Annotated in this window: 24 protein-coding genes; 12 read left to right on the top strand and 12 right to left on the bottom strand. The window is 74.8% G+C overall.

Annotated elements, in window-relative coordinates; all coding sequences use genetic code 11:
* Positions 1-48 precede the first annotated feature (48 nt).
* Genes CFLA_RS06020 through CFLA_RS06005 form a run of 4 tightly spaced genes read left to right on the top strand, consistent with a single transcriptional unit; the run spans position 49 to position 3,524 of the window.
* Positions 49-735: a ThuA domain-containing protein gene (locus tag CFLA_RS06020; RefSeq protein WP_013116428.1), complete on the top strand. Its 687-nt coding sequence runs from the start codon at positions 49-51 to the stop codon at positions 733-735.
* Positions 720-1,871 carry a Gfo/Idh/MocA family protein gene (locus CFLA_RS06015; protein WP_013116427.1) on the top strand — a complete coding sequence of 384 codons (1,152 nt, stop codon included), beginning with the start codon at positions 720-722 and terminating at the stop codon, positions 1,869-1,871. Before CFLA_RS06020 ends, CFLA_RS06015 begins: the two co-directional genes overlap by 16 nt.
* Positions 1,872-1,891: 20 nt before the next feature.
* The gene (locus tag CFLA_RS06010; RefSeq protein ID WP_052302802.1) at positions 1,892-3,037 is read left to right on the top strand and encodes a Gfo/Idh/MocA family protein; all 1,146 of its coding nucleotides are present in this window, start codon (positions 1,892-1,894) and stop codon (positions 3,035-3,037) included.
* 49 nt (positions 3,038-3,086) lie between these two features.
* Positions 3,087-3,524, top strand: coding sequence for a GNAT family N-acetyltransferase (locus CFLA_RS06005; protein WP_013116425.1), 438 nt, complete (start codon positions 3,087-3,089; stop codon positions 3,522-3,524).
* 9 nt (positions 3,525-3,533) lie between these two features.
* On the opposite strand, the gene rnhA is transcribed toward CFLA_RS06005, so the two are convergent.
* The 4 genes from rnhA to CFLA_RS05985 form a co-directional block, all read right to left on the bottom strand.
* Positions 3,534-3,965: a ribonuclease HI gene (gene rnhA, locus CFLA_RS06000; protein ID WP_052302801.1), complete on the bottom strand. Its 432-nt coding sequence runs from the start codon at positions 3,963-3,965 to the stop codon at positions 3,534-3,536.
* A 57-nt stretch (positions 3,966-4,022) separates the two neighbouring features.
* A complete protein-coding gene (locus tag CFLA_RS05995; protein ID WP_013116423.1) occupies positions 4,023-4,421 on the bottom strand; it encodes a type II toxin-antitoxin system VapC family toxin in 399 nt (132 codons plus the stop codon).
* Positions 4,412-4,630: a type II toxin-antitoxin system Phd/YefM family antitoxin gene (locus CFLA_RS05990; RefSeq protein ID WP_043598836.1), complete on the bottom strand. Its 219-nt coding sequence runs from the start codon at positions 4,628-4,630 to the stop codon at positions 4,412-4,414. Before CFLA_RS05990 ends, CFLA_RS05995 begins: the two co-directional genes overlap by 10 nt.
* A gap of 64 nt (positions 4,631-4,694) precedes the next feature.
* Positions 4,695-6,404: an AMP-binding protein gene (locus CFLA_RS05985; protein ID WP_013116421.1), complete on the bottom strand. Its 1,710-nt coding sequence runs from the start codon at positions 6,402-6,404 to the stop codon at positions 4,695-4,697.
* A gap of 97 nt (positions 6,405-6,501) precedes the next feature.
* On the opposite strand from CFLA_RS05985, the gene CFLA_RS05980 reads away from it, so the two are divergent.
* The 4 genes from CFLA_RS05980 (at position 6,502) to ybaK (ending at position 11,334) form a co-directional block, all read left to right on the top strand.
* The gene (locus CFLA_RS05980) at positions 6,502-7,350 is read left to right on the top strand and encodes an aminoglycoside 3'-phosphotransferase (RefSeq protein WP_013116420.1); all 849 of its coding nucleotides are present in this window, start codon (positions 6,502-6,504) and stop codon (positions 7,348-7,350) included.
* Positions 7,351-7,377: 27 nt separating this feature from the next.
* Positions 7,378-9,978, top strand: coding sequence for a DEAD/DEAH box helicase (locus CFLA_RS05975; protein WP_013116419.1), 2,601 nt, complete (start codon positions 7,378-7,380; stop codon positions 9,976-9,978).
* Positions 9,979-10,193: 215 nt separating this feature from the next.
* On the top strand, positions 10,194-10,805 hold the full coding sequence (locus CFLA_RS05970; protein ID WP_013116418.1) for a VIT1/CCC1 transporter family protein: 612 nt from the start codon (positions 10,194-10,196) through the stop codon (positions 10,803-10,805).
* Positions 10,806-10,833: 28 nt separating this feature from the next.
* Positions 10,834-11,334 carry a Cys-tRNA(Pro) deacylase gene (ybaK, locus tag CFLA_RS05965; protein ID WP_013116417.1) on the top strand — a complete coding sequence of 167 codons (501 nt, stop codon included), beginning with the start codon at positions 10,834-10,836 and terminating at the stop codon, positions 11,332-11,334.
* A 9-nt stretch (positions 11,335-11,343) separates the two neighbouring features.
* Here ybaK and CFLA_RS05960 read toward each other — a convergent pair whose 3' ends face one another.
* A complete protein-coding gene (locus CFLA_RS05960; RefSeq protein WP_013116416.1) occupies positions 11,344-11,742 on the bottom strand; it encodes a YccF domain-containing protein in 399 nt (132 codons plus the stop codon).
* Positions 11,743-11,808: 66 nt separating this feature from the next.
* Positions 11,809-12,363: a YqgE/AlgH family protein gene (locus tag CFLA_RS05955; protein WP_013116415.1), complete on the bottom strand. Its 555-nt coding sequence runs from the start codon at positions 12,361-12,363 to the stop codon at positions 11,809-11,811.
* Positions 12,364-12,485: 122 nt separating this feature from the next.
* Between CFLA_RS05955 and CFLA_RS05950 the strand changes: the two genes are divergently transcribed.
* Genes CFLA_RS05950 through CFLA_RS05940 form a run of 3 tightly spaced genes read left to right on the top strand, consistent with a single transcriptional unit; the run spans position 12,486 to position 14,019 of the window.
* Positions 12,486-13,232: a YggS family pyridoxal phosphate-dependent enzyme gene (locus tag CFLA_RS05950; protein WP_043599940.1), complete on the top strand. Its 747-nt coding sequence runs from the start codon at positions 12,486-12,488 to the stop codon at positions 13,230-13,232.
* 50 nt (positions 13,233-13,282) lie between these two features.
* Entirely contained in the window at positions 13,283-13,672 is a 390-nt protein-coding gene (locus CFLA_RS05945) for a YidH family protein (protein WP_013116413.1), read from the top strand.
* Entirely contained in the window at positions 13,669-14,019 is a 351-nt protein-coding gene (locus CFLA_RS05940) for a DUF202 domain-containing protein (protein WP_052302687.1), read from the top strand. Before CFLA_RS05945 ends, CFLA_RS05940 begins: the two co-directional genes overlap by 4 nt.
* A gap of 36 nt (positions 14,020-14,055) precedes the next feature.
* On the opposite strand, the gene CFLA_RS05935 is transcribed toward CFLA_RS05940, so the two are convergent.
* The 6 genes from CFLA_RS05935 to cimA form a co-directional block, all read right to left on the bottom strand.
* Positions 14,056-14,739, bottom strand: coding sequence for an ABC transporter ATP-binding protein (locus CFLA_RS05935; RefSeq protein ID WP_081449764.1), 684 nt, complete (start codon positions 14,737-14,739; stop codon positions 14,056-14,058).
* Between the two features lie 240 nt (positions 14,740-14,979).
* Positions 14,980-15,819, bottom strand: a complete 840-nt coding sequence (locus tag CFLA_RS05930; protein WP_013116412.1) for a hypothetical protein — start codon at positions 15,817-15,819, stop codon at positions 14,980-14,982.
* Positions 15,820-15,927: 108 nt separating this feature from the next.
* Positions 15,928-16,263 (bottom strand): lactococcin 972 family bacteriocin, encoded by a 336-nt coding sequence (locus CFLA_RS20405; RefSeq protein WP_013116411.1) that lies wholly within the window; start codon positions 16,261-16,263, stop codon positions 15,928-15,930.
* A gap of 288 nt (positions 16,264-16,551) precedes the next feature.
* Positions 16,552-17,628 carry a lipoate-protein ligase LplAB gene (lplAB, locus tag CFLA_RS05920; RefSeq protein WP_013116410.1) on the bottom strand — a complete coding sequence of 359 codons (1,077 nt, stop codon included), beginning with the start codon at positions 17,626-17,628 and terminating at the stop codon, positions 16,552-16,554.
* Positions 17,629-17,666: 38 nt separating this feature from the next.
* Positions 17,667-18,563 (bottom strand): hypothetical protein, encoded by an 897-nt coding sequence (locus CFLA_RS05915; RefSeq protein ID WP_013116409.1) that lies wholly within the window; start codon positions 18,561-18,563, stop codon positions 17,667-17,669.
* Between the two features lie 96 nt (positions 18,564-18,659).
* Entirely contained in the window at positions 18,660-20,309 is a 1,650-nt protein-coding gene (cimA, locus tag CFLA_RS05910) for a citramalate synthase (protein WP_013116408.1), read from the bottom strand.
* A gap of 397 nt (positions 20,310-20,706) precedes the next feature.
* On the opposite strand from cimA, the gene CFLA_RS20400 reads away from it, so the two are divergent.
* A complete protein-coding gene (locus CFLA_RS20400; protein ID WP_013116407.1) occupies positions 20,707-21,267 on the top strand; it encodes a hypothetical protein in 561 nt (186 codons plus the stop codon).
* The last annotated feature ends 16 nt before the right edge of the window (positions 21,268-21,283 follow it).

Raw genomic sequence — 21,283 nt, 5'->3', positions numbered from 1 at the left:
CAGAGATCGATCTCTCACCGTGGCGAGATCCTCCGAGGAAGGCCCTTCGTGAAGCAGGCTCTCGTGGTCCGCGGCGGCTGGGACGGGCACGCGCCCGTCGCCGCCACGGACATGTTCATCCCCCACCTGGAGACGTCGGGCTTCGCCGTGCGCGTCGTCGACACCCCGGAGGTCTACGCGCAGGACGCGATGACGGACGTCGACCTGGTCGTGCAGTGCTACACGATGGGTGAGGCGTCCGGCGCGGCCGTCGCGGGCCTGCGGAACGCCGTCGCCGCGGGCACCGGGCTCGTCGGGTGGCACGGCGGCATCGCCGACTCGTTCCGCAACAGCTCGGACTACCTGCAGCTCGTCGGCGGGCAGTTCGCGACCCATCCCTCGAAGCACCCCGACGAGTGCCACGGCGACCAGTCCGACAACTACCTGCCCTACACGGTCGACATGCTCCCCGCCGCCGCGGACCACCCGGTCACGGCCGGCATCGCGTCGTTCGAGCTCACCACCGAGCAGTACTGGGTGCTCACCGACGACCTCAACGACGTCCTCGCCACCACCACCCACCCCGCACCGCCGTGGCACCCCTGGCACCGCACCATCACGTGCCCCGCGGTGTGGACGCGGCAGTGGGGCGAGGGACGCATCTGCGTCGTGACGCCCGGCCACAGCCTCGACGTGCTGGAGCACCCCAGCGTCCGCACGATGATCGAGAGGAGCATGGTGTGGGCGAGCCGCTGAGGGTCGGGGTCGTCGGCTGCGGCGTCATCTCCGAGCAGTACCTGACGACGCTCGTCGGCGCCGCCGAGGTCGACGTCGTCGCCGTCGCGGACGTCGACCGCACGCGCGCCGACGTCACGGCGCAGCGCCGCGGCCTGCGTGCCGTCGACCTCCCCGAGCTGTACGCGCTCGACGGCCTGGAGTGGGTCCTCGACCTCACGACGCCCGCCGCCCACGAGCAGGTCGCGCTCGACGCGATCGCGCACGGCCGGTCCGTCCACAACGAGAAGCCGCTGTGCTCGACCGTCGCCGCCGCGCGGCGCGTGCTCGAGGCCGCCGGCGCCGCCGGCCTCGCCGTCGGCGGCGCCCCGGACACCGTGCTCGGCACGGGGGTGCAGACCGCGCGCGCCGCCGTCGAGGCCGGTGCCATCGGCCGCCCCGTCGCCGCGACCGCGACCATGGCGTGCGGCGGGCACGAGGCATGGCACCCGCAGCCGGACTTCTACTACGCGCCGGGTGGCGGACCGCTGCTCGACATGGGCCCGTACTACCTCACGACGCTCGTGCACCTGCTCGGCCCCGTCACGGCCGTGCAGGGTGTGGCGACGCGCCCGCGCACGCACCGCACGATCGGTCAGGGGCCACGTGCGGGCGAGCAGGTGCCCGTCGACGTCGCGACGCACGTCACCGCGCTCGTCGAGCACGCGTCCGGTGCCGTGACGACGCTGCTGATGAGCTTCGACGCGCCCGCCACGACCGCGAGCCCGATCGAGGTGCACGGCGAGGAGGGGTCGCTGCTGGTGCCCGACCCCAACCGGTTCGACGGCGACGTGCGCGTGCACGCGCGCGGCGACGAGTGGCGCACGCTCCCGGTGTCCGCGGGCTACGCGGGCGCGGGGCGCGGCGTGGGCCTCGTCGACGCGGCCCGCAGCGCCGACCGGCGCACCACCCGCGCGTCCGCCGACGTCGCGCTGCACGTGCTCGACACCATGGAGACCGTGCTGCGCGCCGCCGACGCGCGCACCCGGCTGGAGGTGGCGACCACGTGCGACGTCCCGCCGCTCGTCCCGCTGACCGACCTGACCCCGCTGTCCGACCCGAACCCCGGGAGGCCCGACATGCCCACCCCCACCCCGCACGCCCGGGCCGCGTCGTGACGGCGCGCCTCGGCGTGGGCATGGTCGGCCACGCGTTCATGGGCCTGGCCCACTCGCACGCGTGGCAGACCGCGCCCCGTTTCTTCGACCTGCCGCTGCACCCCGACCTCGCGGTCGTCGCCGGGCGCGACGCGCAGCGCACGGCCGCCGCCGCGCAGCGCCTGGGCTGGCGCTCGTCGACCACCGACTGGCGTGAGCTGCTGGGCCGCGACGACGTCGACCTGGTCGACATCTGCACACCGGGCGACACGCACGCCGAGATCGCGATCGCCGCGCTCGAGGCCGGCAAGCACGTGCTGTGCGAGAAGCCGCTGGCCAACTCGGTCGCCGAGGCCGAGGCGATGGTGGCCGCAGCGCAGGCCCACCCGGAGCTCGTGGCGATGGTCGGCTACTCCTACCGGCGCGTGCCGGCGATCGCGCTGGCCCGCCGGCTCGTCGCCGAGGGGCGCATCGGCACCGTCCGGCACGCGCGCGGCCTGTACCTGCAGGACTGGCTGTCCGACCCCGCGACTCCGCTGTCGTGGCGCCTCGACAAGCAGAAGGCCGGGTCGGGGTCGCTCGGCGACATCGGCGCGCACGTCATCGACCTCGTGCAGTTCATCACCGGCGAGACGCTCACCGGCGTGTCGGCGCAGCTCGCGACGTTCGTCGCGGAGCGGCCCGTCGCGGCGGAGTTCGGCGGGCTGTCGGGCGTCGGCGACGCGGGCGGTGCGACGGGCCCCGTGACGGTCGACGACGCGGCGGTGTTCACGTCGCGCCTGTCCGGTGGCGGGCTCGCGCTGTTCGAGGCGACGCGGTTCGCGCTCGGGCGGCGCAACGCGATCCGCGTCGAGATCAACGGCACCGACGGGTCGATCGCGTTCGACTTCGAGGACATGAACGTCCTGCACGTCTACGACGCCCACGACCCGGCGGGGCTGCAGGGCTTCCGGCGCGTCTACGTCACGGAGCCCGAGCACCCGTACACCGGGAGCTGGTGGCCCACCGGCCACGGGCTGGGGTACGAGCACGCGTTCACGCACCAGGTCGTCGACCTCGTCGAGGCCGTCGCCGCCGGCACGCCGCCGACGCCGACGTTCGCCGACGGGCTGCAGGTGCAGCGCGTGCTCGACGCGGTCGAGCGGTCCGCCGCGGACGACGCCCGGTGGACGCCGGTCGAGGGCTGAGGTCGTCACGTCGTGCCGCGCGGGACGTCCCGCGCGGCACGATGGGGCGATGACCCTCCCACCCGGGTACACGCTGCACGCCACGCCGCCCGCCCCGGACGACTACCTGCGGCTGCGACGCGACGCGGGCCTGCGCCCCAAGACGGTCGCGCAGGCCGCCGCGGCGCTCGCCGGCAGCTGGTCCGCCTGCCACGTCACCGCGCCCGACGGCACGACCGTCGCGATGGGACGCGTCGTCGGTGACGGCGGGTGGTACTTCGTCGTCGCCGACATGGCCACGTCACCGGCCCACCAGCGCCGCGGCCTAGGCACCGCGGTGCTTGACCACCTGCTCGCCGACGTCGCGCACCGCGCGCCGGACGACGCCTACGTGTCGCTGACCACCGAGTCGGCGGGCCGCGCGCTGTACGAGGGCGCAGGGTTCACGACGCTGAGGCCCGACCGGACCGGCATGCAGCTCGTGCTCCCCGCCCGCGCCACACCCTGACCGGACGGCTCAGCGCACCCCGGCCCGCACGTCGTCCACCCCGCGGTTGGCGAGCGCGTCGGCGCGCTCGTTCCCCGGGTCCCCGGCGTGACCCTTCACCCAGACCCACGTGACGTGGTGGCGCTGCACCTCGGTGTCGAGGGCCTGCCACAGCTCCTGGTTCTTCACGGGCTTCTTGTCGCCCGTACGCCAGCCGTTGCGCTTCCAGTTCGGCAGCCACTTCTGCAGACCGTTCATCACGTACGTGGAGTCGACGTGCAGCGTCACGCGGCAGGGCCGCTTGAGCGCGCGCAGCCCCTCGATGACCGCGGACAGCTCCATGCGGTTGTTCGTGGTCGCGGCCTCACCGCCCCACAGCTCCCTCTCCTGGTCGCCGAAGCGCATCCAGGCGCCCCACCCGCCGACGCCGGGGTTGCCCTTGCAGGCGCCGTCGGTCCACATCTCCACCACGGGCAGGTCGTCCGTCTTGCTCACGGGCGACACGTTACGGCGCCGGCGTCACCATCGGAGCACGGGCGCCCGGTCGAACTGGACGATCGCGGAGTCCTGTGTGACGAGGATCGCGTTCTCGACGACCGCCTGCGCGACGAGCAGCCGGTCGAACGGGTCCCGGTGCTCCCACGCGAGCCGCCCCGCGAGCAGCGCGTGCTCGCCAGTGATGGGCAGCTCGGTCGCGACGAGGTCGGCGAGCCGGTGCTGCCAGGAGTCGATGAGGTCGCTGGCCTCGAGCTTGCCCAGCCGGTGCTTGGTCGCCACCTCGAGCGCGGAGACCGCGGACACCAGGATCTCGGCACCCGGGTCGGCCAGCACGTCCCGCACGGACGTCGGCACGCGCAGCGGCTCACCGAGCAGCCAGAGCAGGACGTGCGTGTCGAGGAGGTACGGCCTCACTCCCACGCTGCGAGCTCGACCTCGTCGAGCGGCTCGAAGAACGACTCCGGGACGGTGAGGTCCATGGTGCCGAACGTGCGCGGTCGCGGCGCCACGGGAACGAGTCGCACGGCCGGGCGACCCGCGCGGGCGATCACGACGTCCTCGCCGCGCTCCGCACGCGCGACGAGGTCGGACAGCCGCGCCTTGGCGTCCTGCACGTTCATCGTCGTCATGGCAGGACCGTACGCCCACATGCACCATCTGGTCCAGGAGTGTTGGACCAGGTAGTCACCGCGGTCAGGCCGGGTGGCGCCCGTCGGTCACCTGCTCGCGGACGACGCGGCGCAGCACCTTGCCGACCTGCGAGCGCGGCAGGTCCGTGAGCACCACGAGCCGCCGCGGCAGCGCGTAGCGCGCCAGGCGCGTCTCGCACCACGCGCGCACCGCGGCGAGGTCGATGTGCGCGCCGGACCCGTCCTCGTCGAGCACGACGGCGGCCACGACGTGCTCGCCCATGTCGCCCGCGGGCTCCCCCACGACCGCGACGTCGGACACGCCGGGCATGTCACGCAGGTGGTCCTCGACCTGCGAGGGGTACACCTTGAAGCCGCCGGTGACGATCATCTCCTTCATGCGGTCGACGAGGACGACCATGCCGTCCTCGTCGACGCGCACGACGTCGCCGGTGCGCAGCCAGCCGCCGTCGAGCAGCTGGTGCGCGGTCTCCTCGGGACGGTTCCAGTAGCCCTGGAAGACCTGCGGTCCGGAGACCAGCAGCTCACCCTGCTCACCGGGGTCGACGTCGCGCGTCGGGTCCTCCTGGTCGACGACGCGGATGCGCGTCGACGGGAAGGGCAGACCGAGCGCGCCGGGGCGGCGGTCGGGGCTCAGCGGGTTGCCGAGCGCGACGGGCGACGTCTCGGTCATGCCGTAGCCCTCGGAGACCAGACCGCCGGTCACGCGCTCCCAGCGCTCGGCGGTCGCGCGCGGCAGCGCCATGGCGCCGCTGATCGAGTACCGGAACGACGTGAGGTCGGCGCCGGTCTCCTCGGCCGCGGTGGCGAGCCTGTCGAGCATGGGCGGCACGGCGGGCAGGAAGGTGCCCGGTCGCCGCTTCTGGGCGGCCAGCACCTGCGCGGGGTCGAACGAGGGCAGCACGACGAGCGTCGCGGCGATCCGCACCGAGTACGTCAGGCAGAGCGTGAGCCCGAACGCGTGGAAGAGCGGCAGCACGCCGTAGACGACCTCGGTGCCGGGCTCCGCCTGCGTCCACGTCTGCCCCTGGAGCGCGTTGGCGCCGAGGTTGCGGTGCGTGAGCACGGCGGCCTTGGGGGTGCCGGTGGTGCCGCCGGTGTACTGCAGCAGGGCGACGTCCGCGGCGGCCGGCGGCTCGGGCGCGGGCATCGGCGCGGCGGCGTGCACGAGGCGGTGCCAGTGCGGGACGCCCGCGGGGACGGGACCGCGCATCGCGGCACGGGTGCGACGGGCCCTCGGCACGGGCAGGTTCAGCGCCCAGCGCTTCGTGCGCGGCAGGTCGGCGGACAGGTCGACGGCGACGACGTGGCGCAGCTGCGTGCGGTCGCGTGCCTCGAGCACCCGCGGGACGGCCTGCTCCCAGACGACCGCGACGGTCGCGCCCGAGTCGGCGAGCTGGTGCGCGAGCTCGTCCGCGCTGTACGTCGGGTTGTGCTCCACGACGACGGCACCGAGCCGCAGCACCGACCAGAACGCGACGACGTGCGCGGGGCAGTTGGGCAGCACGAGCGCGACGCGGTCACCCGCGCGCACGCCCAGGTCGTGCAGCACGCGCATGCCGCGCGCGACCTGTGCGGCGAGCTGCCCGTAGGTCGTCGTCGCGCCGAGGAAGTCGAGCGCGACGCGGTCGGCGTGCGCGCGTGCGGCACGGTCCAGCAGCGCGGTCAGCGGCTCGTCGGGGACCTCGACGTCGCGGGGCACGCCCTGGGGCCAGGCGGCAGGGAGGTCGGCGGACGCGGTCGGGCGACTCATCACTACGCCAGAGTAACTTACGGAGCCGTAGGTTACGCGTCCGTAGGGCGCCGATCCGACGACGGCCGCGCACGCGGCGATGGGGCAGGATGACGCGATGCCCCACGACGCGGACGACCGGGCCGCCGGCCCGCACGCCCCCGACCCGAGCCCGACCGTCCCGCGCGGCGTGCCCACCGGCACCGTCCCCGTCCCGGCGTCCGTCGCCGCGCTCGCCGGCGGGCAGGACGTGGAGCCCGTCTGGGTCAACGAGGCCGGCGGCCGCACGTTCCGCCTCGGGCGCGAGCGGTTCGTCAAGTGGGCGCCGCGCCACGTGCCCGAGCTCGACCTCCCGGCGGAGGCGCTGCGCCTGACGTGGGCGGGGCGCTTCACGCCCGTCCCGGAGGTGCTCGACCTGGGCGTCGACGACGAGGGCTCGTGGCTCGTCACGGCCGCGATCCCCGCACGCAGCGCGGTCGACCCGATGTGGCTGGCCCGCCCCGCGGAGGCGGCAGCAGCCGTCGGCGCCGGCCTGCGCGCGCTGCACGACGCGCTCCCCGCCGGCGAGTGCCCGTTCGCGTGGCAGGTCGAGGCCCGCGTCGAGCGAGCCCTGGAGCACCTCCATGCCGGCGACTCCCCCACCGGGTGGGACCCCGTGCACCACCACCTCTCCGCCGCCGACGCCCGCGCGCGGCTGCTCGACGCCCCGCCCGTCGACCGGCTCGTGGTGTGCCACGCCGACGCGTGCGCACCCAACACCCTGGTCCACGACGACGGCCGCTGGGCCGCCCACGTCGACCTCGGGCGCCTCGGCGTCGCCGACCGCTGGGCCGACCTCGCGATCGCGACGTGGAGCACGACCTGGAACTACGGCCCCGGGTACGAGCGGCACGTCCTCGACGCGTACGGGATCGAGCCCGACGACGAGCGGACCGCCTACTACCGGCTCCTGTGGGACGCGACCTGACCTCGAGCGCCGTGGAAGGATCGCGACGTGCCCTCCCCCACCTCGCTGACCGACCGCCTGCCCACGGGTGACGCCGCGCACGACCCGGACACGCTGTACGAGGTGTTCACCACCTGGGCCGCCGACCAGGGCCTGGCGCTGTACCCGCACCAGGAGGAGTCGCTCCTCGAGCTGCTCACCGGGTCGCACGTGATCCTGTCGACGCCCACCGGCTCCGGGAAGTCGCTCGCGGGCGTCGCCGCGCACGCCGTCGCGCTGGCCCAGGGCCGCCGCTCGTACTACACCGCACCCATCAAGGCGCTGGTCAGCGAGAAGTTCTTCGCGCTCGTCGACGTGTTCGGCTCGGCCAACGTCGGCATGGTCACCGGTGACTCCGCGATCAACTCCGACGCGCCGATCGTGTGCTGCACGGCCGAGATCCTCGCCAACCAGGCGCTGCGCGACGGGCCGGCCTCCGACGTGGGTCTCGTCGTCATGGACGAGTTCCACTACTACGCCGACCCGCAGCGCGGCTGGGCGTGGCAGGTGCCGCTCCTGGAGCTGACGCGCACGCAGTTCCTGCTGATGTCCGCGACGCTCGGCGACGTGTCGTTCTTCGTCGACGACCTCACGCGCCGCACCGGGCGCGACGTGGCCGTCGTCGCGAACGCCGAGCGGCCCGTCCCCCTGACGTTCTCCTACTCCGTCGAGCCGCTGCACGAGCTGCTCGACGAGCTCGTCACCACGCGCCGCGCACCCGTCTACGTCGTGCACTTCACGCAGAAGGAGGCCGTCGAGCGCGCCCAGTCCCTGCTGTCGACCCCGCTGGCGAGCCGCGAGCAGCGCGACGCCATCGCCGCCGAGCTGGGCGGGTTCCGCTTCGGCCCGGGCTTCGGGAAGACCCTGTCGCGGCTGCTGCGGCACGGCGTCGGCGTGCACCACGCGGGCATGCTGCCCAAGTACCGGCGCGTCGTCGAGCGGCTCACGCAGCGCGGCCTGCTGCCCGTCGTCTGCGGCACCGACACCCTCGGCGTCGGCATCAACGTGCCCATCCGCACGGTCGCGCTGACGAGCCTGGTGAAGTACGACGGCGTGCGCATGCGGCACCTCACGGCGCGCGAGTTCCACCAGATCGCCGGGCGCGCGGGGCGTGCGGGCTTCGACACGGTCGGCGAGGTCGTCGTGCAGGCACCCGACCACGTCATCGAGAACCGCCGGGCCCTGGCCAAGGCGGGCGACGACCCGCGCAAGCAGAAGAAGATCGTCCGCAAGCAGGCGCCGGCCGGGCACGTGAACTGGACCGACAAGACGTTCGAGCGCCTGCGCGACGCCCCGCCCGAGCCGCTGACCTCGAGCTTCCAGGTGTCGCACGCCATGGTCCTGCACGTGCTGCAGCGCGGCCGGGACGGGCGCGGCGACCCCGTGGCCGTCATGACGCACCTGCTCACCGACAACCACGAGCCCGAGGGCGCGCGCGCCAGGCACGTGCGCCGTGCGGTCGACGTGTACCGGTCGCTGCGCGTCGGCGGCGTCGTGGAGCGCCCGTGGGTCGACGACCCGGCCGCCCCCGGCGGCCGACGCCGCACCGTGCGGCTCGTCGCCGACCTGCCGCCCAACTTCGCGCTCGACCAGGCGCTGTCGCCCTTCGCGTACGCCGCGCTCGACCTGCTCGACCCGCAGGACCCCGGGTATGCGCACGACGTCGTGTCCGTCATCGAGGCGACGCTCGACGACCCGCGCCAGGTGCTCGCGGCGCAGGAGAACAAGGCCCGCGGCGAGGCCGTCGCCGCCATGAAGGCCGAGGGCCTGGACTACGACGAGCGCATGGCGCTGCTCGAGGACGTCACGTACCCGCGGCCCCTCGCCGAGCTGCTCGAGGCCACCTTCGTCACGTACCGGCGCACCAACCCGTGGGTCGCGGACCTCGCGCTCTCGCCCAAGTCCGTGGTCCGCGACATGCACGAGCGCGCCGCGACGTTCGCCGAGTACGTGCAGCTCTACTCCCTCGACCGGACCGAGGGCGTGCTGCTGCGCTACCTCGCCGACGCGTACCGCGCGCTACGCCGTACCGTGCCCGAGGACCGGCGCACCGAGGAGCTCGAGGAGCTCATCGCGTGGCTCGGCGACCTCGTGCGCCGCACCGACTCGAGCCTGCTCGACGAGTGGGAGCGGCTCGCCGACCCGGAGACCGCGCTCGAGGCGGTCGCCGACGCGGAGGAGGGGGACGCTCCCCCGCCGCCCGTCACCGCCGACCCGCGCGTGTTCCGCGCGCTGGTGCGCGGCGCGATGTTCCGGCGCGTCGAGCTCGTGGCCCGCGAGCGCTGGGGCGCGCTGGCGACGCTGGGCGACGTGGACGCCGAGGGCGCGCCGTGGGACGCGGACCGCTGGGCCGACGCGGTCGAGCCGTACTTCGACGACCACGACGAGGTCGGCACGGGGCCCGCCGCCCGGGGGCCGGCACTCTTCCAGGTCACGCCGGGCACGGCCGCCGACGCGCACGGCCCGGCGGCCGGCACCTGGCACGTCCGCCAGGTCCTCGACGACCCGGCGGGTGACCACGACTGGCGCATCGACGCGCTCGTCGACCTCGCGGCCTCCGACGAGGCCGGCGAGGTGCGCCTCCGCATCCTCGACGTCGGCCCCCTCTGACCGGGGCAGGATCGACGTCTCACCGAGGGGGCGGGCACGGACGGGGTGGATGGGCGGCGAGCGCCTCCCCGTCCCACCCTCCCCCGTCCCACCCACCCCCCTTGTCGGCGAGCCGTCGATCCAGCCCCGGTGAGGGTAGGCACACCTGCGTCTGCGCAGGTCAGGGCAGGCTTTCCTGCGGTGACAAGCCGGGTGGCCGTGCCTAACGTGGGGTCATGACCACGACCACCGGCCACGTCCCCGGCCTCGGCGCGCTGCTGCGAGGGACCCGTGAGAACCGCCCCGCCCCCGCCGCGTCGAACGCCGGGCTGAACTGGCTGCGCGCCGGCGTGCTCGGTGCGAACGACGGCATCGTGTCCGTCGCGGCGACGGTCGTGGGGGTCGCCGGCGCTGCCGCGTCGACGTCGACGATCGCGCTGGCCGGCGGTGCCGCGCTCGTCGCCGGTGCGCTGTCGATGGCGTCAGGCGAGTACGTGTCGGTCAGCAGCCAGCGCGACGCCGAGCGCGTCGCCGCGGAGCAGGGCAACCCGATCAACGACGTCGACCACGACTTCACCAACCCGTGGCACGCGGCCTTCGCATCGATGGGCGCGTTCACGCTCGGTGCCCTGATCCCGCTGCTCGTCGTGCTGGCGCCGTGGACGACCGCGGCGCGCGTCCCCGCGACGTTCGTGGCCGTCGTCGTCGCCCTCGTCCTGACGGGTTGGACGTCCGCGCGCTTCACCGGCGCCTCCCACGGCCGGTCCGTGCTGCGCAACGTGGTCGGCGGCTCGCTCGCGATGGCCGTGACGTACGGCGTCGGCGCACTGGTGGGCGTCGCGCTCTGACGCCCTGCGACGCCCTACCCTGGTCGCCGTGGTCAGGAAGGACGCGCGCACCAGCACCGGGACCCCCGCCCTCGTGGCGCTCGTCGAGGCCGGTGTCCCGCACACCGCCCGCACGTACGAGCACGACCCGGCGAGCGACCTCGGCTACGGGCTGGAGGCCGCGCACCTGCTGGGCGTGCCGCCCGAGCAGGTCTTCAAGACGCTCGTCGCCGAGGTCGACGGCGCCCTCACGGTGGCTGTCGTCCCCGTCACGGGGAGGCTCGACCTCAAGGCCCTCGCCGCGGCGGTCGGCGGGAAGCGCGCCGTCATGGCCGACGCGCACGCCGCCGAGCGCGCCACGGGCTACGTCGTGGGCGGCATCTCCCCGCTCGGGCAGCGCACCACGCTGGCGACCGTGCTCGACGAGACGATCTGGCTGTTCGACACCGTGCTCGTCTCCGGTGGCCGCCGCGGGCTGGACGTCGAGCTCGCACCCGACGACCTCGTGCGGCTCACGGACGCGACGGTCGCCGCGATCGCGCGCGACTGACGCCCCGCCTCAGCGGCCGTAGGCGGCGAACGGGCTGTCGGTCGGCACGATCTGCTTGCCCAGTGGCACGAGCGACACCGGGATGAGCTTGAGGTTCGCGATGCCCATGGGGATGCCGATGATCGACACGAACAGGGGGATCGCGGTCGTGACGTGCCCGATCGCGAGCCAGATCCCCGCCACCAGCACCCAGACGACGTTGCCGATGGTCGACCAGGCGCCGGCCGTGGGCTTCTCGACGATCGTCCGACCGAACGGCCAGAGCACGTAGCTCGCGATGCGGAAAGACGCGATGCCGAACGGGATCGTCACGATCAGGACGCAGCAGATCACGCCCGCGAGGACGTACCCCAGCGCGAGCCACGCGCCGGCGAACACGAGCCAGATGACGTTGAGCAGGGTCTTCACGCCCCCACCGTGCCACGCGCGGCCGGTGCTGCGACATCGGGGATCCCCCGGAGCCCACCCGGGTCGTCAGTTCAGCGACACGTCGTCCGGCGCCGTCGACAGCAGCGCCAGGTCCCCGGGCTGGCGGCGCAGCACGCGTCGCCACAGCCCGCGCGGGTCGGCGCTGAACGCGTCCCCGGGCTCGTGGTCGACGACGAACCAGCCCCCGACGTCCACCTCGTCGTCGAGCTGTCCGGGCCCCCAGCCCGCGTAGCCCACGAAGACGCGCAGCGCGCGGACCGCGTCGACGACCAGGGCGGGCGGGGCGTCGAGGTCGACGACGCCGAGACGCGGGGACAGCGCCTGCACGCCCGGCGGGGCGTCGGCACCCGGCAGGTCCGCGAGCGCGAGCGCGGTGTCCCGCGCGACCGGCCCGCCCTGGAACAGCCGACCGGGCGTGCTCAGGTGCTCCTGCCACTGCGGCAGGACCGTGCGCGCGTCGATGTCGAGCGGACGGTCGAGCACGACGCCCAGCGCTCCCTCGGCGGTGTGGTCGAGCACGAGCACGACCGCACGCCGGAAGCTGCGATCACGCAGGCCCGGTGTCGCGACGAGCAGCCGCCCGGTGCACCTCTCCACCACGTCAGCATGCGACCGTGACGGCCCGGTCCGCCACACGTGCGCACGCGTTCTCACCCGCCGGTTCCGGCCGTCCGCCCGGCGTGGTCGGGGAGGTCGGCCGCGTGCCGGTACGGTCGGGGGTCGTGAGCAGCGACGACGTGGCGCGCCGGCTGGCGCAGGTGCAGGAGCGGGTCGCGGCGGCGTGCGCCGCGGCCGCTCGCCGGCCCGACGAGGTCCGGGTGCTGCTCGCGTCGAAGACGATGGACGTGGCGACGGTGCGTGCCGCGCTCCTGGCCGACACGGCTGCCCGCACCGCCGGTGCCACGCACGCGCCCGTCCTGCTGGGCGAGAACCGCGTCCAGGAGCTCGTGACCAAGGCACCCGCGCTCGCCGACCTCGAGCCGACCTGGCACGTCATCGGACCGCTGCAGTCGAACAAGGTGAACGCGGCGCTGCGCTGGGCGGCAGCCGTCGAGTCGGTGGCCGACGACGCGCTGGCGCGGCGGCTGTCCGGCCGCGCGCAGGGACGCGAGCAGCCGCTGGACGTGTGGGTGCAGGCCAACGTGTCGGGCGAGCCGACCAAGCACGGCGTCGCCCCCGACGCGGCCGCGGACCTCGCGGTGCGCGTCGCGGCGCTGCCCGGGCTGCGGCTCGCGGGACTCATGACCGTGGGGGCGCGCAGCGACGACGAGCGCGTCGTCCGCGCGGGCTTCGCGCGGCTGCGTGCGGTGCGCGACGAGGTCGTCGCGTCCGGCGAGCCGGGGACGGAGCACGCGCACGGACTGTCGATGGGGATGAGCGGCGACCTCGAGGCCGCCGTGGCCGAGGGCGCGACGGTCGTGCGGATCGGGACCGCCGTGTTCGGGCTGCGCGCGACACCCGCCGGGTGACCGCGGGGCGTCCGGCGGCGGCGACGACCGGCGCCGGGGAGGATGGACGCATGCCGCACGACGCGCCGCCGCCGCATGCTCCCGACCGCCGGTTCCCCCGCTGGGTCTACGGCGTCGGCACCGAGCCTGACGCCCGGTTCTCGCTCGCCAACGAGCGCACGTTCCTCGCGTGGGCCCGCACCGGCCTGGCGCTGCTCGCCGGCGGGGTCGCGCTCGAGGCGCTCGACCTGCCCGTCGAGCCGGGCATGCGGCTGGCGGCCGCGGTCGTGCTCATCGCGCTGGGCTCCACCGCACCCGCCGTCGCGTGGTGGGGGTGGGCGCGTGGCGAGCGCGCGATGCGGCGCGGCGACCCGCTGCCGGCGCCCGTCGGGTTCGGACTGCTCGTCGCGGGCGTCGCCGTCGCCGGCGTCCTGGTGCTGATCGGGCTGCTGCGCGCATGACGCCCGCACACCCCTCGCTCGCGGCGGAGCGGACCGCGCTCGCGTGGCGGCGCACCGCGCTGGGGCTCGTCGCCGGGTCGGTCGCGGCGGGGCGGCTGCTGGCGGAGACCTGGGGAGCCGCCGCGTGGGGCGTGGCCGTGGCCGGCACGGCGCTCGCGGTCGTGCTGCTGCGAGCGGCACGCCGCCGCCGGGCCGGGGTGCACGGGCGCGGGCGGGCGGCGTTGACGTCCGCCGAGCGCACCACGGTGGGGCGCGACCCGGGCGGCCGGCTCGTCACCGCGTGCGCGGCCGCGCTGGTCCTGCTGGGAGCCGCGGCGCTCGCCGTCGTGCTCACGTGGCCGCGCTGAGACCGGCGTCAGGTCTCCACACCACGACGGTGCACGTCAGACCGGCTGGGTCACCGGCGCGAGCGCCACGACCGACGAGCAGGCCGCGGCGACCTCCGCGTCGTGCGTCGCCACGACGACCGCGCACCCGTCCGTCGCCATCTCCCGCAACGAGTCCACGACCATGCGGCCGTTCTCGGCGTCGAGGGACCCCGTCGGCTCGTCGGCCAGCACGAGCCGGGGCCGGCGCACGAGCAGCCGGGCCAGGGCCACCCGCTGCTGCTCGCCGCCGCTGAGCAGGTACACGGGGTCCTCGCCCCGCCCACCGAGACCGACGCGCTCGAGCGCCGCCTCCAGCACGGCCCGCGGCACGCGTCGGCGGCCGCCCACGGCGATCTCGAGGTTCGCGCGCGCCGTCGCGTTCTCGACCAGGGCGTACCCCTGGAACAGGTACCCGAGGCTGTCGCGGCGGAACCGGCGTGCCCCGCCGGGGCCGAGCCGGGTCACGTCGACCCCGTCCACCACGACGCGGCCCGCCGTGGCCGGTTCCAGCAGCCCGACGCAGTTGAGCAGCGTGGACGACGAGTGCGGCGACGACGAGGCCCGCGCTGAGCACCGCCCACGCCGACGCGAGCAGCGGCTGCAGCCCGCCGAGGGCGAGGTCTGCGTCGGCGCCCGAGCCCTCCCCCGGGCCGGCGCCGAGCAACGCCGCGGTCGCGGCTGCGGAGGCCACGCCCACACCCACGAGCAGCGCACCCTCGGCGGCCAGGAGCCCGGGGTGCGTCCGCACGAGCGACCTGCCGTGCACGTAGGACACGAACAGCCGCTGCGCGTGCGCCCGCGTGTACACCTGACCGAGCCCCACGGCGGTCGCGAGCAGGACGAGCAGGGCGGCCGCGCAGTTCGCCAGGTGCAGCCGCAGCTCCCTCACGACCTGCGCGTACACGTCGGCCGCCTCCTGCCGCGCGGGGCGGAAGCTCGTCACGAAGTCCACCAGTCCGGCCTCCCGGGCGGACGCCACGGCGGTCTGCGGGTCGCGGACGAGCACCGCTCCCTGGCTGGCCCACGCCATGTAGTCGGCGGGCGGGACGACCCCGCTCGCGGCGTCGACGACGACCACGACCGGCGCGACCAGCACGGGACCGTCCGGCGTGCCGCGCTCCGTGCCGTAGGTGAACACCCGCTCCCCCGCAGCGCCGAGCACGGCCCGTGCAGGCGCTGCACCGCGTAGCCCTTGACGCCGGCCAGCACGCCCGCGGCGACCACCACGACGACGAGCAGGGCCACCACCAGCAGCCCCGTGCCGAACGGCTGGTGCCCCACCCACTGCGCGATCGCGCCGGCGTCGTAGTAGGCGCGTGTCTCGACCTGGTAGCCGAGGGCGCGCACGGCGTCCGCGACCGCGTCGCGACCGCCCGCGTCACCGAAGACCACGTACCCGCCGCGCGGGTCCAGGTGCCCCAGCTCCGCCAGCGCGTGGACCTGCGTGCGGCCCTGCGGCACGAACGCCGGGTAGCCCTCCTGCGCCCACGACGCACGCGGGCCGTCCGGGCGTCCGACCGCGAGGTACAGGTGGCGCAGCTCGCCCGATGCCAGGACGTCGTCCACGAGGCGCCCGACGTCGACGCGCTGCTCGCGGGAGACCTCGGTGAGCGCGGCCACGGCGGCGGCACCGCCGGCGCCGCCCTCGCCGGAGACGTGCAGGAGGTGGTCGGCGCCGAGCACGCCCGACTCCTCGAGACCCCGCACGACGAGGAACGCCGTGGCCGCGGCGTACAGCAGCACGAGCACGTAGGCCAGGCGCGTCCCGCGGTGGGTCATGTCGTCCTCCCGGGCCTGCGCCGGTGGGCGTCGGCCGTGGTGCCGGGCTGGGGTGCGGTGCGGCGGGGCCGGCCACGACGTGACCGGCCCCGCCGCGCGCGCGACCGCTCAGCAGTAGTGCCAGTACGCCTGGTCCTGCCGGAACGGGTTGGAGTCCCACGCCGACGCCTTCGACCACACCTCCGGAGCACGGCACTCCGAACGCACCAGGCCGCGGTCGCCGGTCACGGACGACGCGTGGTCCTTGGTCGGGTGCAGGTAGTTCGACCAGTTGTAGCTCGGCGTGAGGCTCGGACCGCCGTAGTGCCAGGTGCCGCCGCCCGCGGAGACGACCACGGCGTACGCCGCCGTCCCCCCGCTGACCGCGACGCCCAGCGCGAGCGCGACCGTCAGTAGTGCCCTGCGCGTCCGTGACGGGCCGCGTGTCGTGCCACGTGCTGCCATGGGTGCCCCCCCAGTGACGAGCCGGTCGACGACCGGCGTCGGAGGACCGGGACCAGGCGGCCCCGGTCGGTGGGCGACCGGAACCCTGACCGTGCCGCCACGCAGAGGAGTGCCCTGGGTCGGGGTGCGCGGCGTCGCGCAGCCCCCGGCTGTCGTGGTGCCCCCCTGACGGTGCGGCCGTGACCAGGAGGACATGCCTCCGGACGACCCGCCTCGGTCAACCCAAGTCAGTCCGGCAGAACGGTCAAAAAGGTGGGAAGGACGCGCTCGCCGGGGCCGGCACCCCGGTCAGGGCACCCGCGCCGTCCAGGACTCGTCGCTGAACTTGGTGCGGACCAGGTCGTGCGCGCGCTCGAGCTCCGCGGGCCGCAGCACGTCGTCGACCGTGCGGTACCGCGAGCGGAAGTGCGCCACGAACGCGTCGACCACCTCCGCACGCGGCAGGCGGGTCTGCGAGCGCACCGGGTCGACGCGCTTGTCCGCCGAGCGCGTGCCCTTGTCGGAGAGCTTCTCGCGGCCGATGCGCAGCACCTCGGTCATCTTGTCGGCGTCGATGTCGTAGGCCATCGTCACGTGGTGCAGCACGGCACCGCCGGCCAGGCGCTTCTGCGCGGAGCCCGCGAGCTTGCCGGCGGGTGACGCGATGTCGTTGAGGCCGGTGGTCCTCGCGGTGACACCGACGTCCGCCAGCGCACCCAGCACCCAGTCGTTGAGGAACGCGTACGAGTCCTCGAAGGACATGCCGTCGACCAGGGACCCGGGAACGACCAGCGAGAACGTGATGCAGTTGCCCGCCTCCATGAACATCGCCCCGCCGCCGGAGATCCGGCGCACCACCGTCACACCGTGCCGCTCGGCCGCCGCGAGGTCGACCTCGTTGCGCAGCGACTGGAACGAGCCGATGACGACCGCCGGCTCCTGCCACTCCCAGAACCGCACCGTCGGGCCGCGGCGCCCGGCCGCGAGCTCCTCGGTGAGCACCTGGTCCAGCGCGACGTGGACCGCGGGGTGCAGCGGACCGCCTCGCAGCAGCGCGAACTCGTGGTCGTCCCACCCCGTCGACAGGCCGAGCGCGCGGCGCACCGCGACCGCCACAGCCCGCACGTCGAACCCGACCATCGCCACCGGACCGGCCACGCGACCCTGGTCGGTCGCCAGCCGCAGCGCGTCGTCGAGCACCTGCGCGAGCTGCGCGACACCCGCGTCCGCGGGGACCCCCTCGAGCGCGCCAGAGAGCACGTCGAGCGCCTCGTCCGGCTCGAGGAAGAAGTCGCCCGCGACGCTCACGTCCCGCAGGCGCCCGTCCTCGACCTCGAGGTCGACGACCACGAGCTTGCCCCCGGGGACCTTGTACTCACCGTGCACCCCACCACCCTAGGCGCCGCGCCCGGGACGGTCCGCGCTCAGGACAGTCCGCGCAACGCCGCGAGCGCCCGGCGCTCGGCCACCTCGCTGAGCCGGTCGGGCGTGCCGAGCACCGCGGTCGCCGCGTCGCGGTCCTCCGCGTCCAGCGCGGTCGCCGTCCACGTGAGGATCGCGTTGCCCACGAGCACGTGACCGGTGGTCTGGTGGAACGTGTCGCCCTCGACCTGCACGGTCAGGTCACGCACGATCGCGGGGAACACCCCTTGCCCCTCGAGCGCCGGCTCGGCCGCCCACCGCACACCGTCGACGTCCGGCGTGACCTGCGTGTACTCGGGGCACTCGTCGACGGTCGTCACCAGCGCGCGGAAGGCGGCACGCGCGGCAGCGGCGTCGAGCAGCAGCACGACGTCCTGCTCGTACGTGAGGACGTCGTTCTGGAACGAGGCCGCGTCGTGGTGCAGGGGTGGCGCGGTGACGATCGTGACCGCCGCCGTGCACGACGCCGGGTCGACGACCGCGCCGGCCGGCAGGCCCCACGGGTTGGCCCCGGGCTCGCGGCCGCGGGTCACGCCGTCCGCCGCGCCCGGCAGACCCGCGCGCAGGTCTGCCGCGGTCGCGAACAGCGACCCGGCCGTCGCGGCGTCGAAGACCGCGGCCGCACCCGGCGGCGGCACGGCGCTCGTCGTCGGCGCGGGCGTCGTTGCGGTCGGCTCCGGCGTGGGCTCGGACGAGTCGTCGAGGGTCGCACTGACGGTCACGACGGGCGCGGGCGTGCCGCCCTGCCAGGGCTGCCACACCAGCACCATCGCGATCCCGAGCACCAGCACGAGGGCCAGCCACCACCAGCTGCGCGCACCACCCGGCCCCCGGTGGCGCACCGGGACGTCCGCGGACGTCACCGGGGCGTCGGACGGCTCGGGTGCAGTGCCGGACACGCAGGGGCTCCTCTCCGTCGCTCGGGCCGCGGTGCCTCCCCCGAGGCTAGGCCGTCGGCGGACCCCCGGCGCGACGACCCGCTGACCACCGTCCCGTCAGCGCGGGCGGACGCCCAGGTGGCGCAGCCCCCAGATCGCCGAGTCCGTCAACGCCTCCCACGAGGCCTCGATGAGGTTGGGCCCCACGCCGACCGTGCTCCATGACGTCTGACCGTCGGTGGTCTCGATGAGCACGCGCGTCACCGCGTCGGTGCCCTGCATCTGGTCGAGGATGCGGACCTTGAAGTCGATGAGCTCGAAGCGCGCGAGCTCGGGGTACACGCGCTGCAGCGCGTCGCGCAGCGCGTGGTCCAGCGCGTTGACCGGACCGTTCCCCTCCCCCGTGCTGACGATGCGCTCGCCGCCCGCGTGCAGCTTGACGGTCGCCTCGGCGGTCGCGGGCGTGCCGCGGCCGCCGTTGCGCTCGACGATCGTGCGCCACGACTCGACCCGGAAGTACGCGGGCCGCGCACCCTCGAGCTCCTCGACGAGCACCAGCTCGAACGACGCGTCGGCCGCCTCGTACGTGTACCCCGCGGCCTCGGCGTCCTTCACGCGGTGCACGACGCGCGAGAGCACGTCGGGGTGCTCCGCGAGGTCGATGCCGAGCTGGCGGCCCTTGAGCTCGATCGAGGCGCGGCCCGCCATGTCGGACACCAGCATCCGCATGTCGTTGCCGACGAGCTCGGGGTCCGCGTGCTGGTACAGGTCGGGGTCGACCTTGATGGCCGAGGCGTGCAGTCCTGCCTTGTGCGCGAACGCGCTGGCGCCGACGTACGGCTGACGCGCGAACGGCGAGATGTTGGTGACCTCGCTGATGGCGTGCGCGATGCGCGTCAGCTCGGTGAGGCCGCCGGGGGTGTCGGTGTCCCGCGCGAGCACCTGCCGGCCGAGCTTGAGCTCCAGGTTGGCCACGACGGACAGCAGGTCGGCGTTGCCGGTGCGCTCGCCGTACCCGTTGACCGTGCCCTGCACGTGCGTGCAGCCCGCGTCGACCGCGGCGAGCGTGTTGGCCACCGCGCACCCCGAGTCGTTGTGCGCGTGCATCCCGAGCAGCGCGTCGGGGCCGGCGACCGCCCGGACGTCCTGCACGATCTCGCGCACCCAGTCCGGCAGCATGCCACCGTTGGTGTCGCACAGCGCGACGACCTCCGCACCGGCCTCGAACGCCGTGACGACGGCGCGGCGCGCGAAGTCCGCGTCGTACCGGTAGCCGTCGAAGAAGTGCTCGGCGTCGACGAACACGCGCCGGCCCTCGCGCCGCAGGAACGTCACGGTGTCCGTGATCATCGCCAGTCCTTCGTCCGGGGTCGTGCGCAGCGCGCGCTCGACGTGCCGGACGTCGAACTTGGCGACGAGCGTGACGACGGGCGCCTCGGAGTCGAGCAGCGCGTGCACCTGCGGGTCGTCGGTCGCCCGCACGCCCGCCTTGCGCGTGGCACCGAAGGCCGCGAGCTCCGCGTTCCTCAGGTCGAGCTCCTTGGCGGCCCGCTTGAAGAACTCGGTGTCCTTCGGCACCGCGCCCGGCCAGCCGCCCTCGATGAAGCCGACGCCGAGCTCGTCGAGCATCGGGGCGATCGTCAGCTTGTCGGCGACCGACAGGTTGATGCCCTCCTGCTGGGCGCCGTCACGCAACGTCGTGTCGTAGACGTGGAACGGCGGCGGCGCGCTCGCGCCGGTCGGCGTGGGTGCCGTGGGCTGGGACACGGTGGCTCCTCGGGGTGGTACGGGCGTGCGTCGGCGGGGCGGTGCGCGGTGCGCGTCCGGCCGGGGTGGTGCCGGTGCCTCGTCGACGTGTCCGTGCGGGCGGGGGTGGTGCCCACGGACGTCTGGACCAACAAAAAGACCCCCCGGGGTACGGGAGGTCTGCGCGTCGGCTGGTCGGCCGACGCGCTACACGATGATGAGCGTGAAGCGGGTCACAGGCCGATGGTGGCACACGAGGGCTGCCCGCGGCAGCCCGTCCATCATGCGGACGGGTGGAACCTGGACGACGGTCCCGCAGGAACCGGGACCAACCGGTGCCGAACGGGCGACTCCTCGCTAGCGTGAGCGCTGACGTCACGCGCGACCCCCGACGTCATGTGCGAGACAGGAGCCGACGATGTCGATCCCCACCTCCGGCCGGCCGCAGGGCGAGCCGACCCGCAGGTACGAGGCCGTCCCCCCGGCCGCCGTCCCCCCGACGTCCCGCCCGGCCCCGCCCGCGACCGCCGCCCCGGCGCGCCCCGAGACCCGGCTCGTCGTCGAGACCGGCCGGTTCTGGGCGGGCGGCGCAGCCACGGCGTTCGTCGCGGCCCTCGTGGGAGTCGTCGGTGTCATCGTCCTCGAGTCGATCCTGCGCCTCACGCTGACCTACCGGGACCTGTTCGGCACGGGATCGGCGATGGGCGCGTACATCGTGGGCGGCATCCTCACGGCGGTCGCCGCCGCCGCCCTGCTGCAGCTCCTGGTGCTCACCACGCCCCGGCCCCGGGCCTTCTTCGGCTGGATCCTCGGCCTGGCGACGGTCGTCGCGACCCTGCTCCCCCTGACGTGGACCACCGACGTCGCGTCGGCGATCGCGTCGGGGGTCGTCAACATGCTGCTCGGCATCGCGGTCTGGTCGCTGCTGACAGGGGTCCTCGGCTGGACCGTGCGGCGGGTGACCGTGCCGACCGTGTGACCGTGCCGACGGGGAC

Origin of the sequence: Cellulomonas flavigena DSM 20109, assembly GCF_000092865.1 — a bacterium.
Lineage (GTDB): Bacteria > Actinomycetota > Actinomycetes > Actinomycetales > Cellulomonadaceae > Cellulomonas > Cellulomonas flavigena.
This window is presented reverse-complemented; position numbering and strand designations above follow the sequence as displayed.